At 38.9% G+C, this 20901-nt stretch carries 23 protein-coding genes, 1 tRNA gene and 1 CRISPR repeat array; of the genes, 8 read left to right on the top strand and 16 right to left on the bottom strand.

All coding sequences use genetic code 11. The features are described 5' to 3' along the window. The first annotated feature begins 1 nt into the window (after position 1). From FBB35_RS09120 to FBB35_RS09135, 4 genes are all read left to right on the top strand, one after another. Entirely contained in the window at positions 2-334 is a 333-nt protein-coding gene (locus FBB35_RS09120) for a hypothetical protein (RefSeq protein WP_174709365.1), read from the top strand. Beyond that, positions 309-887 carry a hypothetical protein gene (locus tag FBB35_RS09125; protein WP_174709366.1) on the top strand — a complete coding sequence of 193 codons (579 nt, stop codon included), beginning with the start codon at positions 309-311 and terminating at the stop codon, positions 885-887. Before FBB35_RS09120 ends, FBB35_RS09125 begins: the two co-directional genes overlap by 26 nt. Positions 888-1407: 520 nt before the next feature. Further along, the gene (locus FBB35_RS09130) at positions 1408-1635 is read left to right on the top strand and encodes a four helix bundle protein (RefSeq protein ID WP_302480982.1); all 228 of its coding nucleotides are present in this window, start codon (positions 1408-1410) and stop codon (positions 1633-1635) included. Between the two features lie 131 nt (positions 1636-1766). After that, positions 1767-2474: a CRISPR-associated protein gene (locus FBB35_RS09135; RefSeq protein ID WP_174709367.1), complete on the top strand. Its 708-nt coding sequence runs from the start codon at positions 1767-1769 to the stop codon at positions 2472-2474. 306 nt (positions 2475-2780) lie between these two features. Beyond that, positions 2781-4434: a CRISPR direct-repeat array (repeat unit 36 nt; unit sequence CCCTACCGATTGGGTTAAATCGGATTAGTTGGAAAC). A gap of 97 nt (positions 4435-4531) precedes the next feature. Here the strand turns inward: FBB35_RS09135 and FBB35_RS09140 are convergent. The 3 genes from FBB35_RS09140 to FBB35_RS09150 form a co-directional block, all read right to left on the bottom strand. Further along, complete coding sequence (locus tag FBB35_RS09140) at positions 4532-5665, bottom strand: CRISPR-associated protein (RefSeq protein WP_174709368.1); 1134 nt, start codon at positions 5663-5665, stop codon at positions 4532-4534. A gap of 111 nt (positions 5666-5776) precedes the next feature. Further along, positions 5777-6016, bottom strand: coding sequence for a hypothetical protein (locus FBB35_RS09145; RefSeq protein ID WP_174709369.1), 240 nt, complete (start codon positions 6014-6016; stop codon positions 5777-5779). 92 nt (positions 6017-6108) lie between these two features. Then, positions 6109-7131, bottom strand: coding sequence for an IS4 family transposase (locus tag FBB35_RS09150; protein ID WP_174708137.1), 1023 nt, complete (start codon positions 7129-7131; stop codon positions 6109-6111). 352 nt (positions 7132-7483) lie between these two features. Here FBB35_RS09150 and FBB35_RS35715 point away from each other — a divergent pair, with 352 nt between their 5' ends. Beyond that, complete coding sequence (locus FBB35_RS35715; RefSeq protein ID WP_368041843.1) at positions 7484-7711, top strand: four helix bundle protein; 228 nt, start codon at positions 7484-7486, stop codon at positions 7709-7711. A 173-nt stretch (positions 7712-7884) separates the two neighbouring features. Here the strand turns inward: FBB35_RS35715 and FBB35_RS09160 are convergent, their stop codons facing one another. The 9 genes from FBB35_RS09160 to FBB35_RS09200 form a co-directional block, all read right to left on the bottom strand. Then, the gene (locus tag FBB35_RS09160; protein ID WP_174709370.1) at positions 7885-8049 is read right to left on the bottom strand and encodes a hypothetical protein; all 165 of its coding nucleotides are present in this window, start codon (positions 8047-8049) and stop codon (positions 7885-7887) included. Between the two features lie 38 nt (positions 8050-8087). Then, positions 8088-8561: a PH domain-containing protein gene (locus tag FBB35_RS09165; RefSeq protein ID WP_174709371.1), complete on the bottom strand. Its 474-nt coding sequence runs from the start codon at positions 8559-8561 to the stop codon at positions 8088-8090. 124 nt (positions 8562-8685) lie between these two features. Then, complete coding sequence (locus FBB35_RS09170) at positions 8686-10362, bottom strand: RAMP superfamily protein (RefSeq protein ID WP_174709372.1); 1677 nt, start codon at positions 10360-10362, stop codon at positions 8686-8688. 6 nt (positions 10363-10368) lie between these two features. Beyond that, a complete protein-coding gene (locus FBB35_RS09175; protein ID WP_174709373.1) occupies positions 10369-10797 on the bottom strand; it encodes a hypothetical protein in 429 nt (142 codons plus the stop codon). After that, positions 10797-11642 (bottom strand): RAMP superfamily CRISPR-associated protein, encoded by an 846-nt coding sequence (locus FBB35_RS09180; RefSeq protein ID WP_174709374.1) that lies wholly within the window; start codon positions 11640-11642, stop codon positions 10797-10799. The genes FBB35_RS09175 and FBB35_RS09180 overlap by 1 nt, the downstream gene beginning before the upstream one ends. Positions 11643-11830: 188 nt before the next feature. Further along, entirely contained in the window at positions 11831-12964 is a 1134-nt protein-coding gene (locus FBB35_RS09185) for a type III-B CRISPR module-associated Cmr3 family protein (protein WP_174709375.1), read from the bottom strand. Beyond that, positions 12952-14991, bottom strand: coding sequence for a type III-B CRISPR-associated protein Cas10/Cmr2 (locus tag FBB35_RS09190; RefSeq protein WP_174709376.1), 2040 nt, complete (start codon positions 14989-14991; stop codon positions 12952-12954). Before FBB35_RS09190 ends, FBB35_RS09185 begins: the two co-directional genes overlap by 13 nt. Positions 14992-15113: 122 nt before the next feature. Continuing rightward, the gene (locus FBB35_RS09195; protein ID WP_174709377.1) at positions 15114-15398 is read right to left on the bottom strand and encodes a hypothetical protein; all 285 of its coding nucleotides are present in this window, start codon (positions 15396-15398) and stop codon (positions 15114-15116) included. Between the two features lie 140 nt (positions 15399-15538). Further along, on the bottom strand, positions 15539-15853 hold the full coding sequence (locus FBB35_RS09200; RefSeq protein WP_174709378.1) for a hypothetical protein: 315 nt from the start codon (positions 15851-15853) through the stop codon (positions 15539-15541). A gap of 892 nt (positions 15854-16745) precedes the next feature. Here FBB35_RS09200 and FBB35_RS35720 point away from each other — a divergent pair. From FBB35_RS35720 to FBB35_RS09210, 3 genes are all read left to right on the top strand, one after another. Then, positions 16746-17144 carry a TIGR03985 family CRISPR-associated protein gene (locus FBB35_RS35720; protein WP_174713575.1) on the top strand — a complete coding sequence of 133 codons (399 nt, stop codon included), beginning with the start codon at positions 16746-16748 and terminating at the stop codon, positions 17142-17144. A gap of 126 nt (positions 17145-17270) precedes the next feature. Continuing rightward, a complete protein-coding gene (locus tag FBB35_RS35430; protein WP_302480962.1) occupies positions 17271-17396 on the top strand; it encodes a hypothetical protein in 126 nt (41 codons plus the stop codon). 14 nt (positions 17397-17410) lie between these two features. Then, a complete protein-coding gene (locus FBB35_RS09210) occupies positions 17411-18004 on the top strand; it encodes an HD domain-containing protein (protein ID WP_174709379.1) in 594 nt (197 codons plus the stop codon). A 156-nt stretch (positions 18005-18160) separates the two neighbouring features. On the opposite strand, the gene FBB35_RS09215 is transcribed toward FBB35_RS09210, so the two are convergent. The 4 genes from FBB35_RS09215 to thrC all read right to left on the bottom strand — a co-directional run bounded on the left by FBB35_RS09215 (position 18161) and on the right by thrC (position 20507). Further along, positions 18161-18231: transfer RNA gene (locus tag FBB35_RS09215), tRNA-Cys, on the bottom strand. Positions 18232-18350: 119 nt separating this feature from the next. Then, positions 18351-18503, bottom strand: a complete 153-nt coding sequence (locus FBB35_RS09220; protein ID WP_174709380.1) for a hypothetical protein — start codon at positions 18501-18503, stop codon at positions 18351-18353. Continuing rightward, positions 18484-19077, bottom strand: a complete 594-nt coding sequence (locus FBB35_RS09225; RefSeq protein ID WP_174709381.1) for a chromophore lyase CpcT/CpeT — start codon at positions 19075-19077, stop codon at positions 18484-18486. The genes FBB35_RS09220 and FBB35_RS09225 overlap by 20 nt, the downstream gene beginning before the upstream one ends. Positions 19078-19415: 338 nt before the next feature. After that, on the bottom strand, positions 19416-20507 hold the full coding sequence (gene thrC / locus FBB35_RS09230) for a threonine synthase (RefSeq protein WP_174709382.1): 1092 nt from the start codon (positions 20505-20507) through the stop codon (positions 19416-19418). Between the last annotated feature and the right edge of the window lie 394 nt (positions 20508-20901).

Consider the following 20901-nt stretch of genomic DNA (forward strand, 5'->3'; position numbering starts at 1 on the left):
TATGTTGGAAGATAATTTTAATCAGTTTGAGGAAACTCCTCAAGATGTATATATTCAAACTCAAGGCGAAATGCTTAATGAAATAGAAGGAATTCATGATAGCAAACCTAATAAAGAGGCACTAGCGATCAGTGTATCTCTCAGTATTATTGAAGCAGCAGTTGCTTTTTATATGATTGCCTCGGCTGGGGTTTTGATTGCTGCAATGGTTAGCTTGTTTCCTGTGGCTTTGCTTTGGGCGATCGCTAATCATCATGCCGAGAAAGTAGAACTACCAGAAGCTTACGACGAATTAGTAGAAAAATATTATGCAACAGTTCAAGAATCATCCTGAAAAAATCAGCCGAGAATTTGTACTTACACTTGAAATAATTCCTGATGAACGGGATTACAAAGAACAGATCGTTGATGCTCGTCTCAAGTGGATTTCTGAAAATGACCCACACAATCCTCTCAAGAACTTTAGCATGGTTGACTCTCAATGTGAGATAGATTTTTTTGTGTTTCGCCAGCAAGAATTAGAACAAGAAAAAGAAAGGCATATTCATCAGCTAATGCTTGAGTTACAACAAGAGTTACAAGAAATTCAAACAGATGAACTGCCTGAATTGGCTATCAACTTAATGGGGCCAGATTATTTGGTACAGGATAGAATCCAAAAATATCGAGAGCAAGAAACCAGGAAACAAGAAGCAATTTGCCATGAGGAAGTTAAATTAATTGCAGGCAGATATAATAGCCTCAAACAGCAATGCGAAGAACGGATTAACCAAGCTCGTGCTAACTATCAAGCTGCCTTTTGCATTTGGCAAGAAGAGCGTGGTTGGGGACTAGGGACTGGGGAGCAGAGGGGCAGAGGAGCAGAGGAGCAGAGAGGAAAGAGGTAATTTTTCATTCTCCCCAATGCCCAATCCTCCATACCCCATGCCCTGTTTGGCCAATGCCCTAATACCTAGCGTGTTGATTTTGTACCTTTTCAGGGGTTAAAAAATCATGCACAATCCTTGCTGAGTAAAATTTGCAGTGAGAAAAGTTATTTTTCGCGTTCTTTAAGTAATGAGTAATGAGTAATGAGTAATGAGTAAATAACTATTATTTATAAAGTAAAATTGAATTACCACATTCTTTTTTACTCATGATTAATTATAACGCAAATCTCAGTATTCAATAAAGAACAGAAAATTTGGCGATAAGAGTTATCAAAGCTTATTCTGAGCTATATAAAAGACCTTTTGACGACGCTGGCAAAATCTTGTCTAAACAATTTTTAAGAAGCGGGACATCAATAGGAGTAATGAGTAATGAGTAATGAGCAATGAGTAATAAGTAAAAAAATATTTATTATTTATTCACCGTGAGCTAAAAATCTGTAAAAACCTCTAACTCATTACTCATTACTTATTACTTATTTTTCATGGTGCAAACTGTTCAGAAGCTAAATATGCACAATCAAATAAAGACTTTATCAATAAGTATTCTATAGCCTTAAAGGAAGCCAGTGAAACCATTTATTGGATAAAAATAATGATAAAATCGGAGTTAGTGTCAAAATCAAAATTTCAAAACCTGATAGAAGAGAATGAAATAATTATTAAGATATTAACGACTTCAATCAACAAATTGAAAGAAAAATAAAAAATAATCCACTCATTACTCATTACTTATTACTTATTTAATTTGGTTCACCGATGAAGACACCAAAACTGTATGAATAAAAAATGGGTAAATCTCATCAAAGTCAACACCCTACCTAATACCCAATACTTATGAAAAACTACTTTTTTCAAGCTGCAAAGATATTTTTTAATCCAGAAACTCTAGTTCCATTCATTATCGGTACGATTTTTTTATCTGTTCTAGGGAATGCTCTCACCCAAATATTATTTAATCTTTTTGGCACTACCACAACTGCTGCTGTGGGAATTGCTTTAGGGTCTGTATTAATTTTTATGTTTTCAGTGTGGTTTTTGGCTAAGTCATTAAGTAAAATGCGATCGCCTGAAATCGATTTAGGTAAATTGCCCCCCAAGAAACACAAAGGACTAATATTGTTAGTGAGTCGGGATGAACCTTGTCAAAGAGCAATAGATTATCATCTCCCAGAACTAGAATATTGTTGGTTAATTTGTTCTTCCCAGTCTCTTGATTTAGCCAAAAAGTTAAAACAGAATTTTCCGACGTTAAAAGTTGCAGAACCAGTTGTGGTCAACGATATCTACGATCCTCTAGAGTTCTATCAAGTTGTGAAAAAAATCTACAAAAATCTCCCGGCAGGATGGACAATAGAAGATGCGATCGCTGATTTTACTGGCATGACTGCCCAAGGTAGTGTAGGAATGGTACTTGCTTCGTTGTCTGTACAAGGTCTGTTACAATACACGCCAGCTGAATTTAAAGATGGACAACCTACTGGTTATTCTCTCAACTCGATTGAAATTACTCTCAAGGAGCAGTTTCGCAGAGGAAAAAACTAAGTAATATTTTTATCTATGTCAATGTTTATACTTTATGCTTAAGTTTGCAGGCGATCGTTATTTTCAGTAAAAGTATTGTTATATCTAGGTTTAAGGCAATTTATAAGAGTTTTGTATCAGCTTCATCTACACACCTCGGCGAATCGCCCAAACCATACCTTTTTCGTTGAGGTGTGTCGATTGCTTACAGAGAGAGGGTTTGAGCTATGTGGTTTGGCCAATTTTTACTGAGGATGTACAATATTTTTAGAGGTGTGTCGATTTTGGCGCTGAAACCCTTACTGGGTAAAGGCTCCTAGACGAACTCCCTACCGATTGGGTTAAATCGGATTAGTTGGAAACGTTGTAACCCATATGCTTGGGGATGCAGCCTCGTTAGCCCTACCGATTGGGTTAAATCGGATTAGTTGGAAACGTGAATCTCCAAGAATTTGGTAATCATTTGAATCGAGAATCCCCTACCGATTGGGTTAAATCGGATTAGTTGGAAACTCTTTTACTCCTTAATCGTTATCTCACCTCCTTGCCTCCCTACCGATTGGGTTAAATCGGATTAGTTGGAAACTTGACAGTGTGAAAGTTTCTACCATCTGTACTACCCTACCGATTGGGTTAAATCGGATTAGTTGGAAACAGCTGTTACTTGGATCGTCAACCTCGTAAAGATTGACCCTACCGATTGGGTTAAATCGGATTAGTTGGAAACATAATTTAGAGGAAAAGTCAGAGAGTTCAAACGATCGGATTCCCTACCGATTGGGTTAAATCGGATTAGTTGGAAACGGAAGACCACTTCCTCTTGATGGAATTGTTTCTAGCCCTACCGATTGGGTTAAATCGGATTAGTTGGAAACGTTGATTTTAAAGCCTGGCTACACTGAACTACGACCCTACCGATTGGGTTAAATCGGATTAGTTGGAAACAATTGATCTTGGATGCCGGTAAACAGTTTCAGGTTGACCCTACCGATTGGGTTAAATCGGATTAGTTGGAAACACAACGTCCAACACTTCGCTAAGAATCAGTTGCCCCTACCGATTGGGTTAAATCGGATTAGTTGGAAACAAAATATCAAACCTATTATTAAACTGGAAATGTAAGATATACCCTACCGATTGGGTTAAATCGGATTAGTTGGAAACTGTAATTGGTTTCCCGGTCTTCGGGTCGATTGGAGCTGGTTCAACCCTACCGATTGGGTTAAATCGGATTAGTTGGAAACCCCAATGTTTTTTGGCCTTATCACTGTCCTGAGAAAGTCCCTACCGATTGGGTTAAATCGGATTAGTTGGAAACCTCCTAAATTCGATAGAGAAGCGGAAGAACTACCAGCAGCCCCTACCGATTGGGTTAAATCGGATTAGTTGGAAACGCTGGCAGTAACTTGTTTAGACCAAGAATTGTGCCAGCCCTACCGATTGGGTTAAATCGGATTAGTTGGAAACGCCAACGTCACTGCGTGAAAAACCAATCTGCGTGTTCCCTACCGATTGGGTTAAATCGGATTAGTTGGAAACATTTCGCTCACGATGCCTCTACCAAATGTTTATTTTTAGTCCCTACCGATTGGGTTAAATCGGATTAGTTGGAAACGCTTTTAACACTCCTGCTAAATTGGTACTGGTAGAACCCTACCGATTGGGTTAAATCGGATTAGTTGGAAACGAAACTACTGAACAAGCCGCGCTCAAAAGGAGGCCGCAAAACCCTACCGATTGGGTTAAATCGGATTAGTTGGAAACAATTTGTGGCATTAAGTCTAAGCTCATCTTAAACCCTACCGATTGGGTTAAATCGGATTAGTTGGAAACATGACAGGTAAAATGGTTAGAAGCTCCCACGAAAAAACCCTACCGATTGGGTTAAATCGGATTAGTTGGAAACTCTGGAGGAGCGGCTTGAGCGATAATTGGAGAAAATAAACCCTACCGATTGGGTTAAATCGGATTAGTTGAAAACCATTAAAAACCTCCTGTATCCGTAACTGGTAACAGGAGGTAATTTTTAGTGACAATAAAATATTTAACAAAAAAACGATTAGTAATTATCTCCTTATTTAAGGATTTTTATTAACTTCTTCCTCTTTTCCATAACGATATAAGATTAATTTTTCTTGAGAAGAACGACAGCTAACCCGCACACCTTGAGTGACACGAAAGTGGTCAATATCTCCCATATTAGTATACTTGTCATACTGCAATCCTCCATGTTTTTTGAGAATAGTAGTATCACCACCAGAATCTTCTAACAGATAAGAAACTTTAGCTAAAGTCTCTTGTAACTTTACCCTTTGCTGCTTATCTTTTACCTTTTTGTAGTCAGCTTCAAAGGAATCTTGATACTCTAAATTAAAAAATGAAAGTAAATCTTCTGAGAGCAAATCTTCTTTACACTGATTCCAGATTAACTGCCCCCAAGTCGAAAGTGTCATTTGCTCGTCAATTTCTGCAAGCATAGCTTCGGGAATTCCGACTGTTTCACTTGCAGAAAGTCCAGCGCCAGCATCCAATAATGCTAGTTGACGTGCATAAGGTTTAATTAAAGAAACATCTACAGCTATAGGTAAGCGCGGGATAGTAATTAAATCAGATTTTTCGCCTTCAAATATATAAATTATTTCATCGGCATAAAACATCCCAATAGTATTGAGATAACCTTGTAAACTCTTGAAACTACCAACCAAATTAAAATAAATTTTGTATTTATCCCGTTTCAATTGTGGTATCGTATCTTGTAACCAAACAATTAACGCATCAATTCCCAGAGAAAAAGCTTCGGTACTAGCAGTAGAAAGCCCACTAGGAGCAAAAGTACTAGTATTATTTAATCCTTGTTTTCTGAGAAAATCTTCAACAATTTTAGCAGTAGTTTTACCTTGAGATGTATCAGTAGCAATGAGAAAATGAATATCTTCTTTTCCCTGACTGAGATTATCTTGATAAATGCCATAAATTCCATTTAACTCTGCACTAGCACGACGAATCTGGGAAATTTTAGCACCGGACAGTTGTTCGTCGGATCTTTGTTTGAGAATTGCAATAATCTGCTTGACATCCTCTGGTGTTTTATCTTCATTTAGATTTGCAGTATCCCGCAAGCGCGAATACCAATCTTTTTCGTCAGGATTGGCTCGGTTGATTTGATTGGTGAGTAAGCTAGTACCAATGGTAGAAATAATAACTTTACGCATGATAATTTAGAAAGTGGGGTGAAGATACGAAATATTTTATCTTTAGTTGCGCCACGCTAACCAAAGGTATCGTCTGGGTTAAGGCGATACCTTTGCCACAATTATCAGCAATCAATTGTCATCGAAATCATCATCATCAATATCTAATTGTTCATCACTTACATCTAGTTCTGGACTAGCGTGTTGATTTTGTACCTTTTCAGGGGTTAAAAAATCATGCACAATCCTTGCTGAGTAAAATTTGCAGTGAGAAAAGTTATTTTTCGCGTTCTTTAAGTAATGAGTAATGAGTAATGAGTAATAAGTAATAAGTAAATAACTATTATTTATAAAGTAAAATTGAATTACCACATTTTTTTACTCATGATTAATTACAGAAATGTTGAATGCTGATACAAAACTTTACATTATTAGTTACACTAAGTCTCAAAAGCTTAAATTAGTCAGCAAAACATCATCTCCTCAAACCAATGAACATAGCTGATTTTCTGACACATACAAGATTGAAGATAGCGGAATTTATCTAATAGTGTATGTCCCCATTGTTCGGGAATAGATAAAAGCTGTAAAATCAGATAGGCTATCAAGCTCACGTAAATTTGTATGGTAATACCATTGACGTTTTTGGTAATGAGTTTGTCAAGTTTTAAGTGCATCTTTAAAAACTTCCACAACAATTCAACTCCCCAACGTAATCGATAAATATCCCTAATTTCATCATCATGAACAGCTGCATCTCCCGACTCTGGTAAATTAGTCACTAAGCGAAACTCGGTTTTTGTCTCTAAATCACAGAAATTAATTACTCTATAAGCTTGAGCATCATCAGATGCACCAACTTTGACCAATCCATTTGAGCCATCAAATTCTAGTTTCCAATTGTTTTTTATCCGCAAAACAAAATATTTGTTTTCTTGTACTAATTCTTGGATAAATTTTAATCCAGCAAAACCCCTATCCATTACTCCAACAGCATTTATTGGGAGACTAGACATCATTTTGGAACCAAATTTATAATCATGGTCATGTCCAAAATTGATGAAGTTATCTTCTGGGCTTCCTGTGGAGAGATTTAAGGAACTAAACAGCTTGACTTGATGATGACCTAGTACCCATAACAATTTACTTGTGAGAGTAATAATTGTTGAATCTATTGGACAAATTGCATATTTATTGTGTAACTTTTTTTGAACTTTCTTCTGTACTAATTCATTTAATTTTTGGTAAATCTCTTGAAAAGGTTTTTGGCTTCGATGTAAATTTGCTTTAGAGAAAGTAGAAATATCTACCTCAAAACAATTGTTATTTAATCTGTTAAACAAATCTCGCATACTTGTTAAGCTGTTATCCAGGGCATAGGATAGCCAGCACTCAAAAAACAGACGACTGTTCAATACTGGATAATCGTTTTTTGGCAGGCTTTTCAGTATATCTTTGACAATTTTGGGAAATGAATTTATAATCACAATCAAACTAATATATTTTAAGCCTTAGCCCAAAACTACCATATTTTGGGCTATTTTTATCGGATTTTTCTTAACATTCAACACTTCTGGATTAATTATAACGCAAATCTCAGTATTCAAGAAAGAACAGAAAATTTTGCGATAAGAGTTATCAAAGCTTATTCTGAGCTAAATAAAAGACCTTTTGACGACGCTGGCAAAATCTTGTCTAAACAATTTTTAAGAAGCGGAACATCAATAAGAGTAATGAGTAATAAGTAAAAAAATATTTATTATTTATTCACCGTGAGCTAAAAATCTGTAAAAATCTCTAACTCATTACTTATTACTTATTACTTATTACTTATTACTTATTTTTCATGGTGCAAACTGTTCAGAAGCTAAATATGCACAATCAAATAAAGACTTTATCAATAAGTATTCTATAGCCTTAAAGGAAGCCAGTGAAACCATTTATTGGATAAAAATAATGATAAAATCGGAGTTAGTGTCAAAATCAAAATTTCAAAATCTGATAGAAAAGAATGAAATAATTATTAAGATATTAACGACTTCAATCAACAAATTGAAAGAAAAATAAAAAATAATCCACTCATTACTCATTACTCATTACTCATTACTCATTACTTATTACTCATTACTCATTACTCATTACTCATTACTTATTACTCATTACTTATTACTCATTTAATTTGGTTCACCGATGAAGACACCAAAACTGTATGAATAAAAAATGGGTAAATCTCATCAAAGTCAACACCCTAGTTCTGGACAGTCCACTTCTTCAACTTTATATGCACCCCAAAGAAAACTTTCGGTCTGGCGATCGCATTGCTCCTCAATACGCTGTAAGCTTTCTTCAGTGGTAGATTCATAACTTGAATTAAAATTCCAACCAAAAGATGTATCACTTGGCATAATTTTCTTCCTTGCAAACAACTAAATACTTTGATAGATTAATCTCGACGCATCACTCGTTTAGTATCTTTATCATCATTGAAGGCTTTTCTAATCTTTTCAGCAACTCCGAGAGCATTAGGAATAGTAAATAAAAAAAGCTTGGAATGAGAATAATCGCTCGAAAATATCCGAATATCTCCTAATAAAAGCGGTTTCTTGCCTAAGCAGGTTCTACCCAAATCTAAAAATTGGTATAGCAAACCTCTTTCTACCTTAATATCCAGCACTCTATACAGTTCGATGAAATTTACTTCTTTCCAAAAAACACCAGTTTTAGTAATCAGCCTTTGAGTAGTTAAAATATAGTTGGTGGAGCGAATTTGGAGGAATTTCCAATATAAATATGGCAAAGGTAAAATTGTCCAACCAAAAATAATTAACAGCAGATTCCAGAGAAACCTTTCAACAATTATTTTGAATAGAGAAGGATGAAAGCTTAAAATTCCTGACTCTGCTGCTGGCGAAATCATGCTTTTTTTGTAAACGTTCTTCATCATCTCTACTCCGAATTGCTATGTAGTTGCCTTTTTTGATTGCAATTGGAGTATGACATAGCAGTGGAAAGCGAGGATTCCGAGAGATTTAAGATGGCGATCACGGCCAAAGTTTCTCAAAACCTTTTGGTCGATTTTGTTGTGAGTTAAGAAACTGCACAAACTGTTTTGATTCAGGAGAATCATCAGGAAAAAGCGTCAGCAGTTCTAAATATCCTGGGGTGATTTTGGGAATAGGTTTGTTGGGATTTTTGGGATCTTTGACTAAGCGAACTAGGGGATACATTCGATGCCAGAGTCTACCGATTTGCCCCATTTGCCCAGTAATTGACGAACGGTAAATTGAACCTTCTGGCTGAAGTCGGGAAATTGCCTCTTGATAAGGGCCATGCAGCCAAAAGATAGCCTCACTGTCTTCTCGTTCGCTGGCTTGTCGTCCCCACACTTGTACATTCTGGGGATGCCATGCTTCGCGCCAGGAAGTTGTTTGGGCGGGGTTGGGGGTTATCCCTTGAAGCTGCATCCAGTCTTGAGCAGTTTGTTGCACTTTATCGATAAATTCGCCCACTTGCTCTAGTTTACGCACTTGTACATCTCGAATGAGCGATCGCTCCCCTAACCATTGCCAGTGACAACCAATTAGAGGCTTGTATCCTTCTTCGTAGTATTCTTCATAAAATAGGCGATGATCTGCCCGTCGCCAAGATTTGCCAAAACCGCCTAAAAGCATAGCGAACCGCGTTAAGTCCGCTACCAATTTTTTCAAAACGTCCTCTTGTTGAGAATTAGCCAATTGACTAGCCAGCAACCAGACTAATTCTCCTTCCACATTGTAAGTAGGCTGGGCATAGGAACCTCTGCCAAAAGTGTCTATCTCTAGGCGAGAATCTCGAAAACTCATCCCCAGCAATCCGATATTCCCCTTACCTTGGACGCTACCAAAAAGATTGTTGACAATCCTATCTGCCATGTCTGCATTAGTTAGCCCGCCAAAAATCCGCAAAGCGTGACCCCGCAAGGCCGCCCGGAAAACATTAGCGCGAAACTCTCCTGTACCATCAATTAGCTTGGCAGCTTGTCCCTGACCTTTGATGCGTCCCTGATAAATAATATTACCAGTATGGTGCTGTGGTTGTCCGTAGCCAGCACAGACACGACAACCAATGCCTGTGGAAAGTGCTTTTTCCCAAATACTCCAGACTGTCTGCCAATCAACATCTTTAGCGTTACTAGAAATCCCAAACCTCAGTTCTGGTTTATACAGAGAAATCTGGATAAAAGCACCGGATTCTTTATTTCCATTCTTAACTTGCCAATTCTGCTGCGGATGCACAATGTCTACTAAATTTTCAGTCCAAGCCGTATCAGTCGGATAACCACCATGAAAGCGGAGGATACCCGGTTCAACTTCTCCACCAGGTAAAGTTTTGCCACAATAAAGTTCTGCTTGTTCTTTGGTGCAAGCACGACGAAAAATCCCCTTCATACTACTACCTGGATAAAACGGCCAGCCCCTTGCACCAATAACTGGGCGAATCACACCTTCATCCTGACCGCTATTAGTAATAAATCGCCAAGTTAAAGTATAAGTACGGGTTTGGACTTCAGAACTAAGTTCAGGGAGATTTGGATAAGCCTTATCTACCCATTCATCAGCCCAACGTATAGCATCTTGCTCATCTGCACCAGGAACAAGCCTTTGGATTTGGCAACGTCCATTAATCTGCGCCCGAAACATCATCGGGACTTTCTTTGCAGCATCGGGAATTACAGTCATTGCTCATCACCCTTTATAACGTTGCGTCCACCAAACAATACAGTCACACAGTTGCGTCAGCACTGCTAACGCCACCCGTTGATCGGCTATGTCCAATTGCCAGAGTTTATCGGACATTTTTTGAATGTCGCCAGTGTTATTTACCTTGACAGAATCGTTAGGAATTTCGACTCCCGCCTCTGCCATGACTGCGACTAAAGCATCCCAGGTTTCTTTCCAATATTGAGACTTTTCGCGTTCTTTACCCTCTAAACGCAGATGTTCTCCCCAAAAACGCTCCAGTCCGTAGGCAACAGCCATCCGCATTTTGTATGATTGGTTAAGAGATTTTTCATCTCGCTCTTTGGCAGCTAGTACCAATTTTTGAGCTTTCCTGTCTAGTTCGTAAGATTTCCAACCCGTTTCTTTCTCTGGTTTGTCAGATTTACAAGTCATTATTGATATGCTCCCCCTAAAGTAACTTGACAACGACCGAAGCCAATCGACTCTAGTCCACCAAAATAAAGTTCATCAGCTGCATCATTACCAAAAGGTTTCCAACCTGTTTCTTTCAAGGCAATGGGGAAAATTAAAATACTTCCTTCTGGTAAAGCTTCGACGTTAAAGAATGCACCACCGTCTACTTTCTTTTCGTTGTCGGCAAGTTTCACCCGGCTTTGACGGTAAAGTGCCATGTCGTGCAGCATGGCAATATCATTGTTATCCACTACAACTAAGTTGTCTGGATTCAAATTAGATCCAGTCGGTATCCAACCTGAGAGATTATCTTCATGCTTGATTTCGATAAAACCCAGGTTGAAAAACAGAACTTTACGGTTAGTGTCAACTTGACGACCTTGCAAAGCTTTGGGTGCAGTGTAAGGTTTGGGCAAGGGCGCAGGTTTTGACTGATTTTCCTCATCTTTGACAGTTGGTTGTCCTGTAATCTGCTGATAGCGTTTGAGTAACCAGGGACAAGTCACCCAAACAATGGGTTGACCAGGACAGAAAACAGGCAGCCAGACTAAAGAAGCGTACTCAAACTTAACTAATGCTTCGGTTGTGGTATTTTCTGCTCCTGATAAAGAAGCTTGATGACCGTACCATGTATTTTCCATACCTGGTTCATGCGATCGCATATCTGCCCGAAACCTACCCCGAATTGAACTACCAGGAATAATCCCAGTTTGAGTAAATTGGTCACGGAAGATTAAATTCAAATTCCCGGTTTCTTCTCCTGCACTCGCACCGACGTGCAGGGGGGCTAAGGTTTCGATGGTGCCGTAGGCTTTTTTATACATTATTGCTCCATGTATTGATAAATTTCACGCAGATTTCAACCAGTAAACTGATATAGCAAAAGCCTTGGTGGTTAGGACATCAACAGATGATGAAACTTAGACATAAAAAGACTTTTCACCCAGTTCCCAGTCCCCAGTTCCCAGTTCCCAGTCCCCAGTCCCCAGTCCCTTGCCATAACTGATAACTGTTAAGCGATCGCCTCCGGCGGGGTGTAGCCCAACGCACTTGGTAAAGGTAGTGCTAGTCCACATCCCCAGCGTTTTAAAGAGGGGCCTTCTTTGGGAAACCATTGAACGTCCCAACTTTGCCAAGCTTTCAGGGGTGTTTTCATCACATAAACAGTTCCCGCCGGAATTGCATATCGTCCCCGCGACAGTCTTTTGGTTTTTCCCTCACCGCCGAGTCGATAGCGGAAAGGATGAGGGCGTTCTGTGAGGAGAGTTTCTAAATAGCGATCGCAGTCCCACACTGCCGGATAACGAGTTGATAGGCGATTTGAACCCCAAATTGCTGGGGTAATTAAGGCGAAACTCTTGCCAACATCCTGTGTCAGAAGTTGTTGGAGATGTTCGTCTAATGGCAGACATCGCACATCTACCATGTGTCCCTCACCCCCAAAGCGATACCAACCATCGTTAACTTTGTCATTGCAGAGATAAACTAAGCAGTAATCGGGGTCTAATTGCACTCCGTTTTCTAAAAATAAGCTGCCTCGTTCGCTACCATCTGCCAGTTTTTCTATCTTGACGCGCCGTTCGTCTTCTCTCAGTTGGGGGTGCAAATGTGGGATTGGTTTCCAAGGTACGAGGCGATCGTTTTTTTTCTCAACCCATACTTTTTTCTCAACCCATTTTTTTTCATTCCAGTCTTTAATAGCTATCCAACTGCCACTTTCAAATTTACCTGATAGTAATTGCTCTATTTGACTCTGCCATTTCTCGCCATTCCAACTTAACTGATATGTAATATTTTCGGCTCCTTTCTCAACTAAACAATTAAAAGGTGTGGGAACATAAAAGTTTTGTGGAGAATCACTTTTTGCCCAAAAAGGGCCAGCAAAATGTAAAGGTTCTATTTTGGCTTTGAGTTTTTCTTTGTCTGGTTCTTCTTGGGTATATGTGGCAGAAAATAAACCAGATAGGCTGGCTGCACTGGGAGGAAAACTTGTCCCGGAACGTCCTACTAAGTTGTCTGGTGATAAAAATCTGCCAGCACTGCCATATAAAAAACCTAATGGTTCAATTACCACTAAATACTTAAAAAGTGATTCTGCTGTTGAATTACTGCTAGAACTTCCATCTGCTATTTCTACTGCTGACATAATTGAAATCCTATTTTTGCAAGATTAATAATCCAGTTATTCAAGGCTTGATTGACATCTTTGCAGTCTTTTTTATTACCTAAGATACCATACGAGATGATTTTTTTATTTGGATCATCTTGCTCATATTGATTCCAGAGTATTTTTTCATTTTTAAGATTGAGGCATTCCTTTTTAGCAGGGAAATAAATCCCAAATAAGGCTAAAGCTATATCAGTTTGTTCACCTTTAAAAGCGTGACGGGATTCTAGTAACGCTACATCTGCATGGATATGTCCCCAGTTGGCTTTTTCGCCTGTTTGTTCGTTGCGATCGCAATATCCCTGCAATACATCCTGCAAACACCACCAAGGACACACCCAGTCTAAATAATTACCACCATTAAACAAGATGCGAATAGCCAGGCGATCGCGTCCTTGATTTTTGGCGAGTTTCTCTACATCTCGGCAATTTTGTAGTATATCTCGCTGGGGAACACCCGGTGCAGCCCAAACAAAACCGACACTAACGCCAATTGGTATTTTATGTTGTTTCCATAAGGCGTTATCATTTTCAGAATTGAAGTTATAAAACCAATCAAGGCATTCTTGAGCCTTAAGTACAGGTTCCCTAAATAAGCTTTCGGCTTCTATTTGATTTAGACCTGCTTCTTCTACTGCATCTTGTAAGCTTGGATCATCTGCATAATTTACTTTGATGATTTGAGCGAATTCATGTCTAAGTTCCCAAGAGATTTTTACGTCTTTATGTAAACCTTTTTCATCGAATTCTTTTCGGAAATTAGTTATTTCTTTTGCCAATTTAGGAGACAATTTTACCACAGTATTACTTAAGTGTGATATTAACTTTTTGAGAAATTTTTTATCAGGAGGAGTTCGATAAAAAACACCCAGAAAATCATCACCTCCAGCATAAATAACTCTACCTTTTCCAGTACCATTTAAAGTGGGTTTAAAAGTTTTTTCACCCCAATGTAGCATGGCATAGCTAAAGTCATAAGTTGCTGCATCTGAGTTGATTTTTTGATTTTTTGATAATTCTTTGAGATAGTCTCCAGCTTTATCACCATCACCTTGAAACCAGCCACTCCAACGATTATCTGGTTCTATTTTTTCTTGCTTTTTATTTTTATTCAGCCTATTTAAATCGCGGTATGTTTCAGGAATTTCTTGAGTTGCAATGCCAACACGAGTTGCGATCGCCTCTAAAGTAATTAAACGTTTAATCACTTCGGGTATACTCAATTCCTCATCAGGGTCAATAATCGCTGAACCATATTCATTTATGATTTCGTCACATTCTTGCTGATTAATTTTCGGAAATCTATCTTCAAGAAACTTAATAAAACCTTTACCATATCTCGCAACTAGCCTGTCACGTATTTCTTGATTATTTTTATTGAGTTCTTCAACAATATGCTCAATAAAGTTCTGACCCACTGCGTAACTTAGCTGCTTGTAAAACTCTTGAATTTCAGTTTTTTGAGCTTTATAATCGCAAGTTTTAGGATGATTACTACCCAGACTAGGAATAGCGATCGCATCTGCACCAGATAGGGTTGAACTTTCCCCAGTCCAGTTAATCGCAGTCCAATTGCGCCGCCGCTTGATTTCGTTTAAATTACCTCGCGCTGCGGTAATTGTTTCACCTTGTCCCCAAAAAAACTCCCAAGTATAATTTGTCCATAAATTCCATACTCGTCGCCAAGAATACTCCCAAGGAACATTATCTTCAATCCATTGGCGACAAGTGTGTGTAACATCACTCCAAGCAGAGTAAAAAACTTCCTCAACCTCCTTTTGAGGAAAATCACCTTTAATGATTATTTGGTTAGGAGTTCCTTGAGTCAAATTGATAGTAGCTGGAGACACCACCCAAAATCCTTTATCTCTAGCTTCTCGACAAATATTGCTGGCTAGATAAGACAAGATAAAAGAACTACCATATAAATCTCGCAATTTACGGGATTTCTCGATAAATCCTTGAACAGGTGCAAAGGTGATTGCTGTATAGATTGTATCTGTCATTAATGATGGTTATTGCTGTTGGTATTTTAGTAATACATAATCTAGCAGGTAGGTGGAAACTACCCTTTCCACCCACCCTAGAGCTTAATAGCGGTTAATTGAGAACCGCTATTAAGCCTGATTCAAGGCTTGAGCATCTGTTGTATGGATACCCAGATGACAGCAGCCACACCTACAAAGAGGGTAATAACAATATCATCACCCAATAAGCTTCTTACTTGTTGTGAAGTAATGAGTGTGTGGATTGTACTACCACCTGAAATGATGCTAAATGCACTAGTTGTTACATTTACAAACTGTACCAAACTCAATTTCCCTGGCTTACCTAAATAGATTTTGAGTACTAAATGATATGTAACACAAACAACAATTAAAACAGCCAACAAAATTAACTTGGTTGAACACATAGAGATCCCCCTCACTTTCTATGTAAATATCTAAGTTCAAAGATTCAAACGCCACAAAGACTAATGCTTAGGTATGCAAGCATGAACAGATGCGACAGATACGCACAAGTATTGAATTTGCAATACCAAGTTATGTGAAGTTAATCTCGATATTTGTAGACAGTGGGGAAAGCTCTTGTTGATAAAAATCTGGCAAAAACTCGCGCTTCTGATTTATTTTTGTAGCGTTCTTCTACGACTTGACTTGTAGAAGCAGACTCCGAGTTCTTTATAATTCTGATCTGAACTTGCAACCTATACTTGCTAAAAAGTATAGTTTTATACCATTGCGTTTGTGATTTTTGCTGCTGAGGCTTGCTGTTTGTTGTGAAAATAAAATTATCAGGTGTACCTGTTAAACGTTTAACTGTCGCGGTGGGATTTCCCCTTGGATCGTTTGATATTATTGTCACCATAAAAAAATTCCTTGTTCTTGAGGATATTCTCTGTATACTGTATACCACATCTAGTCATGAAATGGGAATAAATCGCTAGGTACAAATAAACTAAGTACCCGGACAGAAATATTTACACATGAGGTTTAAGACTGGATAAGGGTTTCAGGTCAAAATTTGTGTAATTAATTTTGTCTTACTACTTATGTATAGAGGTTGTGATTTGAATGATTTTGCTGTGGCGCGATCGCGCCACACCTGAACAGCTTGAACAAATGTTGGAACAGCATAAGTTCTACGTGAAAAAGCTCTTGAGCGGGGGAGCTTTCACGCCACTTGCGAGTAAGGTTTGTACCTCCGAACCCAGGGGAAAACTTCATCTGCCCCCTCCGCTCCCCTGCTCCATTGTGACATGACAAAATCTGGTCTGCTGCTGGGCAAACCCAAGATTGATTGCGTTGGGTTTTGGAGATTTCCGGTAAAGAGCTGGAATCACTTAGTGCGTAGTTTTATATAAATAAAACTACGTTTCTAATTTTGGATAAGTTCGAGCTAAAAATTGACTTTATAAAATGTATTTCACTTAAGATAAGATACTCAGATAATAAAATTCATTAATTTGAAATTTAAGTTAAGATTAAATAATAGAATCAAATATATTTGATTCTGACTCAACCCTACCGATTGGGTTAAATCGGATTAGTTGGAAACCAAACGAATCAGGTGTACCTGTTAAACGTTTAACTTCAAAAATACTGAATAGCAGGATGAGACGGTATTAAAGTCGAAACATTAAAACACCAAATTATTCCTGCTTTCAGTATTCACTATTTAATTCAATGAAATTTATTTGACGAAAAATTATTTTTTTCGTAAATTTAGTATATTTATTTAGGCTAGAGAAGCATCTCGAATAGTTTATCCAGTATGTATCTATTATTTTCAGCGTGCTACCTATCTTTGTGCCTTTGGTCAAACTCTGAAAAATAAAAGGACTATTAACTGGCATAATTATCGATTAGATCGCATTCAAGAATTAAGAGGATTAGATTGGTTAAATCCAAGTATCCCAGCAGATGTACGCCACTTTTATGATACCAATCAACTCGATCAACCAGAGTATATTCTTCATAAAATATCGGCTGCTTGGGATCTTGATTTTTACCGAGAAAGCCGCAAAATGTTAATCCGTTTCAACCAAGATTTTTCACAAAGTTATATCAAAAATAGTTTTCGCCACGAAACTTTTAGGTTTCTTAACGACAAACAAGAATTTATTCAATTTATTCGAGATTATAAACCCAATGAATAAGAGAAAAAACTCCTTAAAGAAGTTCTTCAAGACTTACCTGAAGATATTAAGAATCTAGACTATCCCTACGCTTATTATACGGCTGATTATCGCAGAGATGAGAGCAATATTATTGATAACACTGTCATGATGCGATTGCGAGCTTGGGAACCGAAAGTAGAGGTATTATTACCTGGAGAATTACGCTCACGCATGGCAAATGATATTCAAGAAACTTGGAAACTTTACCACAATCAAAGTCAACAAAAATAACTGCAAGAAAATCAATGAGTTCAAACAACTTAGAAAAACCCAATTTAACTTCCCGCTTTGAGTCAGCCTTAGCCTATGCAACTCGTCTTCATGCTAACCAAGTGAGAAAAGGCAGTAACGTTCCCTACATTAGCCACCTGTTGAGTGTAGCAGCATTAGTCTTAGAAGATGGTGGCTCGGAAGATGAAGCGATCGCTGCTCTACTCCATGATGCTATAGAAGACCAAGGTGGTGCAAAGACTCGTGAAGAAATTCGTCAAAAATTTGGAGAAAAAGTAGTCAATATTGTTGATGGGTGTACTGAATCAGAAGTTATCCCCAAACCTCCTTGGAAAGAACGTAAACAAGAATATCTAATCAGAATGCAGTATGCTTCTCCTGAAGTCCGGCGAGTTTCCCAAGCCGATAAATTGCACAATGCCCGTTCAATTTTAGCCGATTGGTATCGAGACAAAGAAGCTGTTTGGAAGAAATTCAAAGGTGGTAAGGAGGAAACACTCTGGTACTATCGCAGTTTATTAGCCGTGTATCAAGGAATTGGGTCAAGTTTTCTGAGTAATGAATTAGAGAGAGTAATTATACTTTTAGAGCAAGTTACTCAAGAATAAGGGAAGTGGTGTCAGTCAAATCGATATCCTGGGATATCTAAAAATAGTCAATAAAAAACCTCCTGGGGGTTAACCAGAAGGTTTTTGAATATCACTTTGAATATCAAGAAAGCTCTTTATTTGGTTTTTGATTATCCTAAAAGGCTGAAAGCCTTAAGGCGGCACCCAGATTTGAACTGGGGGTGAAGGTTTTGCAGACCTCTGCCTTACCACTTGGCTATGCCGCCACATCCACAATATAAAGTTTTTTTGCCTACTCTTTGATATTTTAAGGAGGCAATAGGATTCAGCTTAACAATAGTAGCACAAGATTGTGAGGTAGAGATAGTGGGTTAACTGGATGTTTTTAGTAGTCTTGCGTCGCCATCCAGTTTTTCGTTATATCTGGATTAGCGATCGCTAATCCAAACTTCTGTGATAATTTAGCTATTACGCCGTAAGCTTCCCACTGAAACGGCTTACTTTGAGCATCTAGCGCGTTAATTAGCTTTGACTTCATCGGCAAAATTAGCCCATCGGACAAAGTGAAAGGGGCCGGCGATGGAACCCCATAGTCGCTCATCAGTGTCTAAATCCCTTCCCCGGTCGAGGCTGAAAAATTCTTTAGCGTCAATTTCAAATTCGTTATCTAAATAAGTATTTTTGCCGTCACGAACCACAATGCAGCCTTTACCAGGTTCAACTCTGCCTTTGAAGCTCTTACCTGTCCACTCTACAATCATGTTGCAGCCTGACATTTTTTCCAGTTGGTCAACAGACAACTCTTTGAGGCGTTCGGGTTCACGAGATGCGCCGTAAAACTTTTGTTCTTCTTTAACGGTGTAGTGTTCAATAGCAATGTGGTTTTCTGCGGGAATCAACTTCATTACCCGCATCCGGTAAGGTTGATTGAGCATAAAATCATAAGCTTGTTCGAGAAACAAACTTACCCCTGAGAACAATTCCAAGGGAAGGGGACGGATACACACACGAATATGGGCATAAAAAGGCGGATTTTCAAAAGCTTGTTCTTGATTACTAAAGTCAGCTGACATCCATCGGGCTAAGGTAGCAATATCAGTAGAATGAGTCACGTCGCTTCGCTCCAAATTCAAAATTCAAAATTTATAATCCCCATAAATAAATTTAGGGGCTTGTATTTTTTTCTTTGTTGGTGATTATTAAAACGATCGGCCAGTTGATTAAAAATCCTTTAGAATTATACCATTTTGGATTTTAAATTTTAGATTTTTGATTGGGGATTGCCTTGCTGTGTCTTGCTTAGTCTGAATTCATCTATCGCAATCATTTGGCAATTTGGGCTTATTTTGACACTCGCCAGACTGAAAAATTTTGGTTGCGATACCTTCGGTTGACTTTGCCTACGCAATGTTTCAATTAGATATTACGATCGCTTATATTTCCAGACTGCTTAAAATCCCATTGCCTCGGCGACTGCGCCCAATTCTGCTGCAATCCCCTGTTTAAATTGACTGTGATTGTGTTTAATGGCTGTATCTGGGTCTTTTAGACCATTACCTGTAAGGACACAAACCACTGTCGCCCCTGTAGGAATTTCGTCTTTTACCTGCAATAATCCGGCTACAGAAGCGGCGCTAGCAGGTTCGCAGAAGATCCCTTCTGATGATGCTAAAAGTCGATAAGCATCAAGAATTTCTGCATCGGTAACGGCGTGGAAATTTCCTTGACTTGCGGTTTGGGCTGCGATCGCTAATTCCCAGCTAGCGGGGTTGCCAATGCGAATTGCTGTCGCTAGGGTTTCGGGATGCGCCACGGGCTGACCGTGTACTAATGGGGCTGCACCTGCGGCTTGGAATCCCATCATTCGGGGTAAGCGATCGCACTTTCCATCTTGATGATATTGACAAAAGCCCATCCAATATGCTGTGATATTTCCCGCATTGCCTACGGGGATACATAGCCAGTCTGGTGCATCACCCAGCGCATCGACGATTTCAAAGGCTCCAGTTTTTTGCCCTTCTAGGCGGTAGGGATTGACTGAATTAACCAACGTGACCGGATAGCTTTCGGCCATTTCGCGGACAATTTCTAGCGCTTGGTCAAAATTCCCTTTAATTGCCAATACTTCTGCACCATACAATAATGCTTGGGCTAACTTGCCCAGTGCCACATAACCGTCTGGAATTAATACAAAGGCATTCATCCCTCCACGCCTTGCATAAGCGGCGGCGGCGGCTGAGGTGTTACCTGTGCTGGCACAAATTACTGCTTTTGCTCCTGCTTCCTTGGCCTTGGAAATTGCCATAGTCATCCCCCGGTCTTTGAAGCTGCCGGTAGGATTCAGACCATCATATTTTACAAAAACCCGTACTTGTCTGCCAATACGTTCTGCGATCGCTGGCACTGGTATTAGAGGTGTATTGCCTTCCAAAAGAGTGACGACCGGGGTTGTTTCACTGACAGGCAAGTATTGGCGATAGGCTTCTATCAGTCCGGGCCAAGGTTGGCGATGAGATTTAGCAACAGACAGGCTCAAAGTCACAGGATTCAAAATTTCTTAATGTTAAGGATTCGATATTTAGAGGAAGTGGCAGATGGAAGCGGAAGAGGAAGAAAGTGAATTTTTCTTTGCCTTGTCCCAGCCCTTTAGTTCCAAAAGAATATTACTTATAGAATATTATTTTTTGTGGTGCAGGTGTTTCACTTGCCATTTTTATCTAGAATACCAGTTAAATAGGCAATGCGCTGTCTCTCCTTGGCAGTAGCCTTGGGCGAGTCCTTGCCCAAGGCTACTGCCAAAAAATGTGGATATTAAAAAGGTCAAATTTTAAGGTGACTGGGGAAATCTCTACTGCCTAACTCCTAAATTTTTCATAATCTAGCAGAATTCTTGATATAGTCTACATATAATTCGTGCGTAAATTCCCTAAAAAGGG

It is taken from the genome of Nostoc sp. TCL240-02 (assembly GCF_013343235.1).
GTDB lineage: Bacteria > Cyanobacteriota > Cyanobacteriia > Cyanobacteriales > Nostocaceae > Nostoc.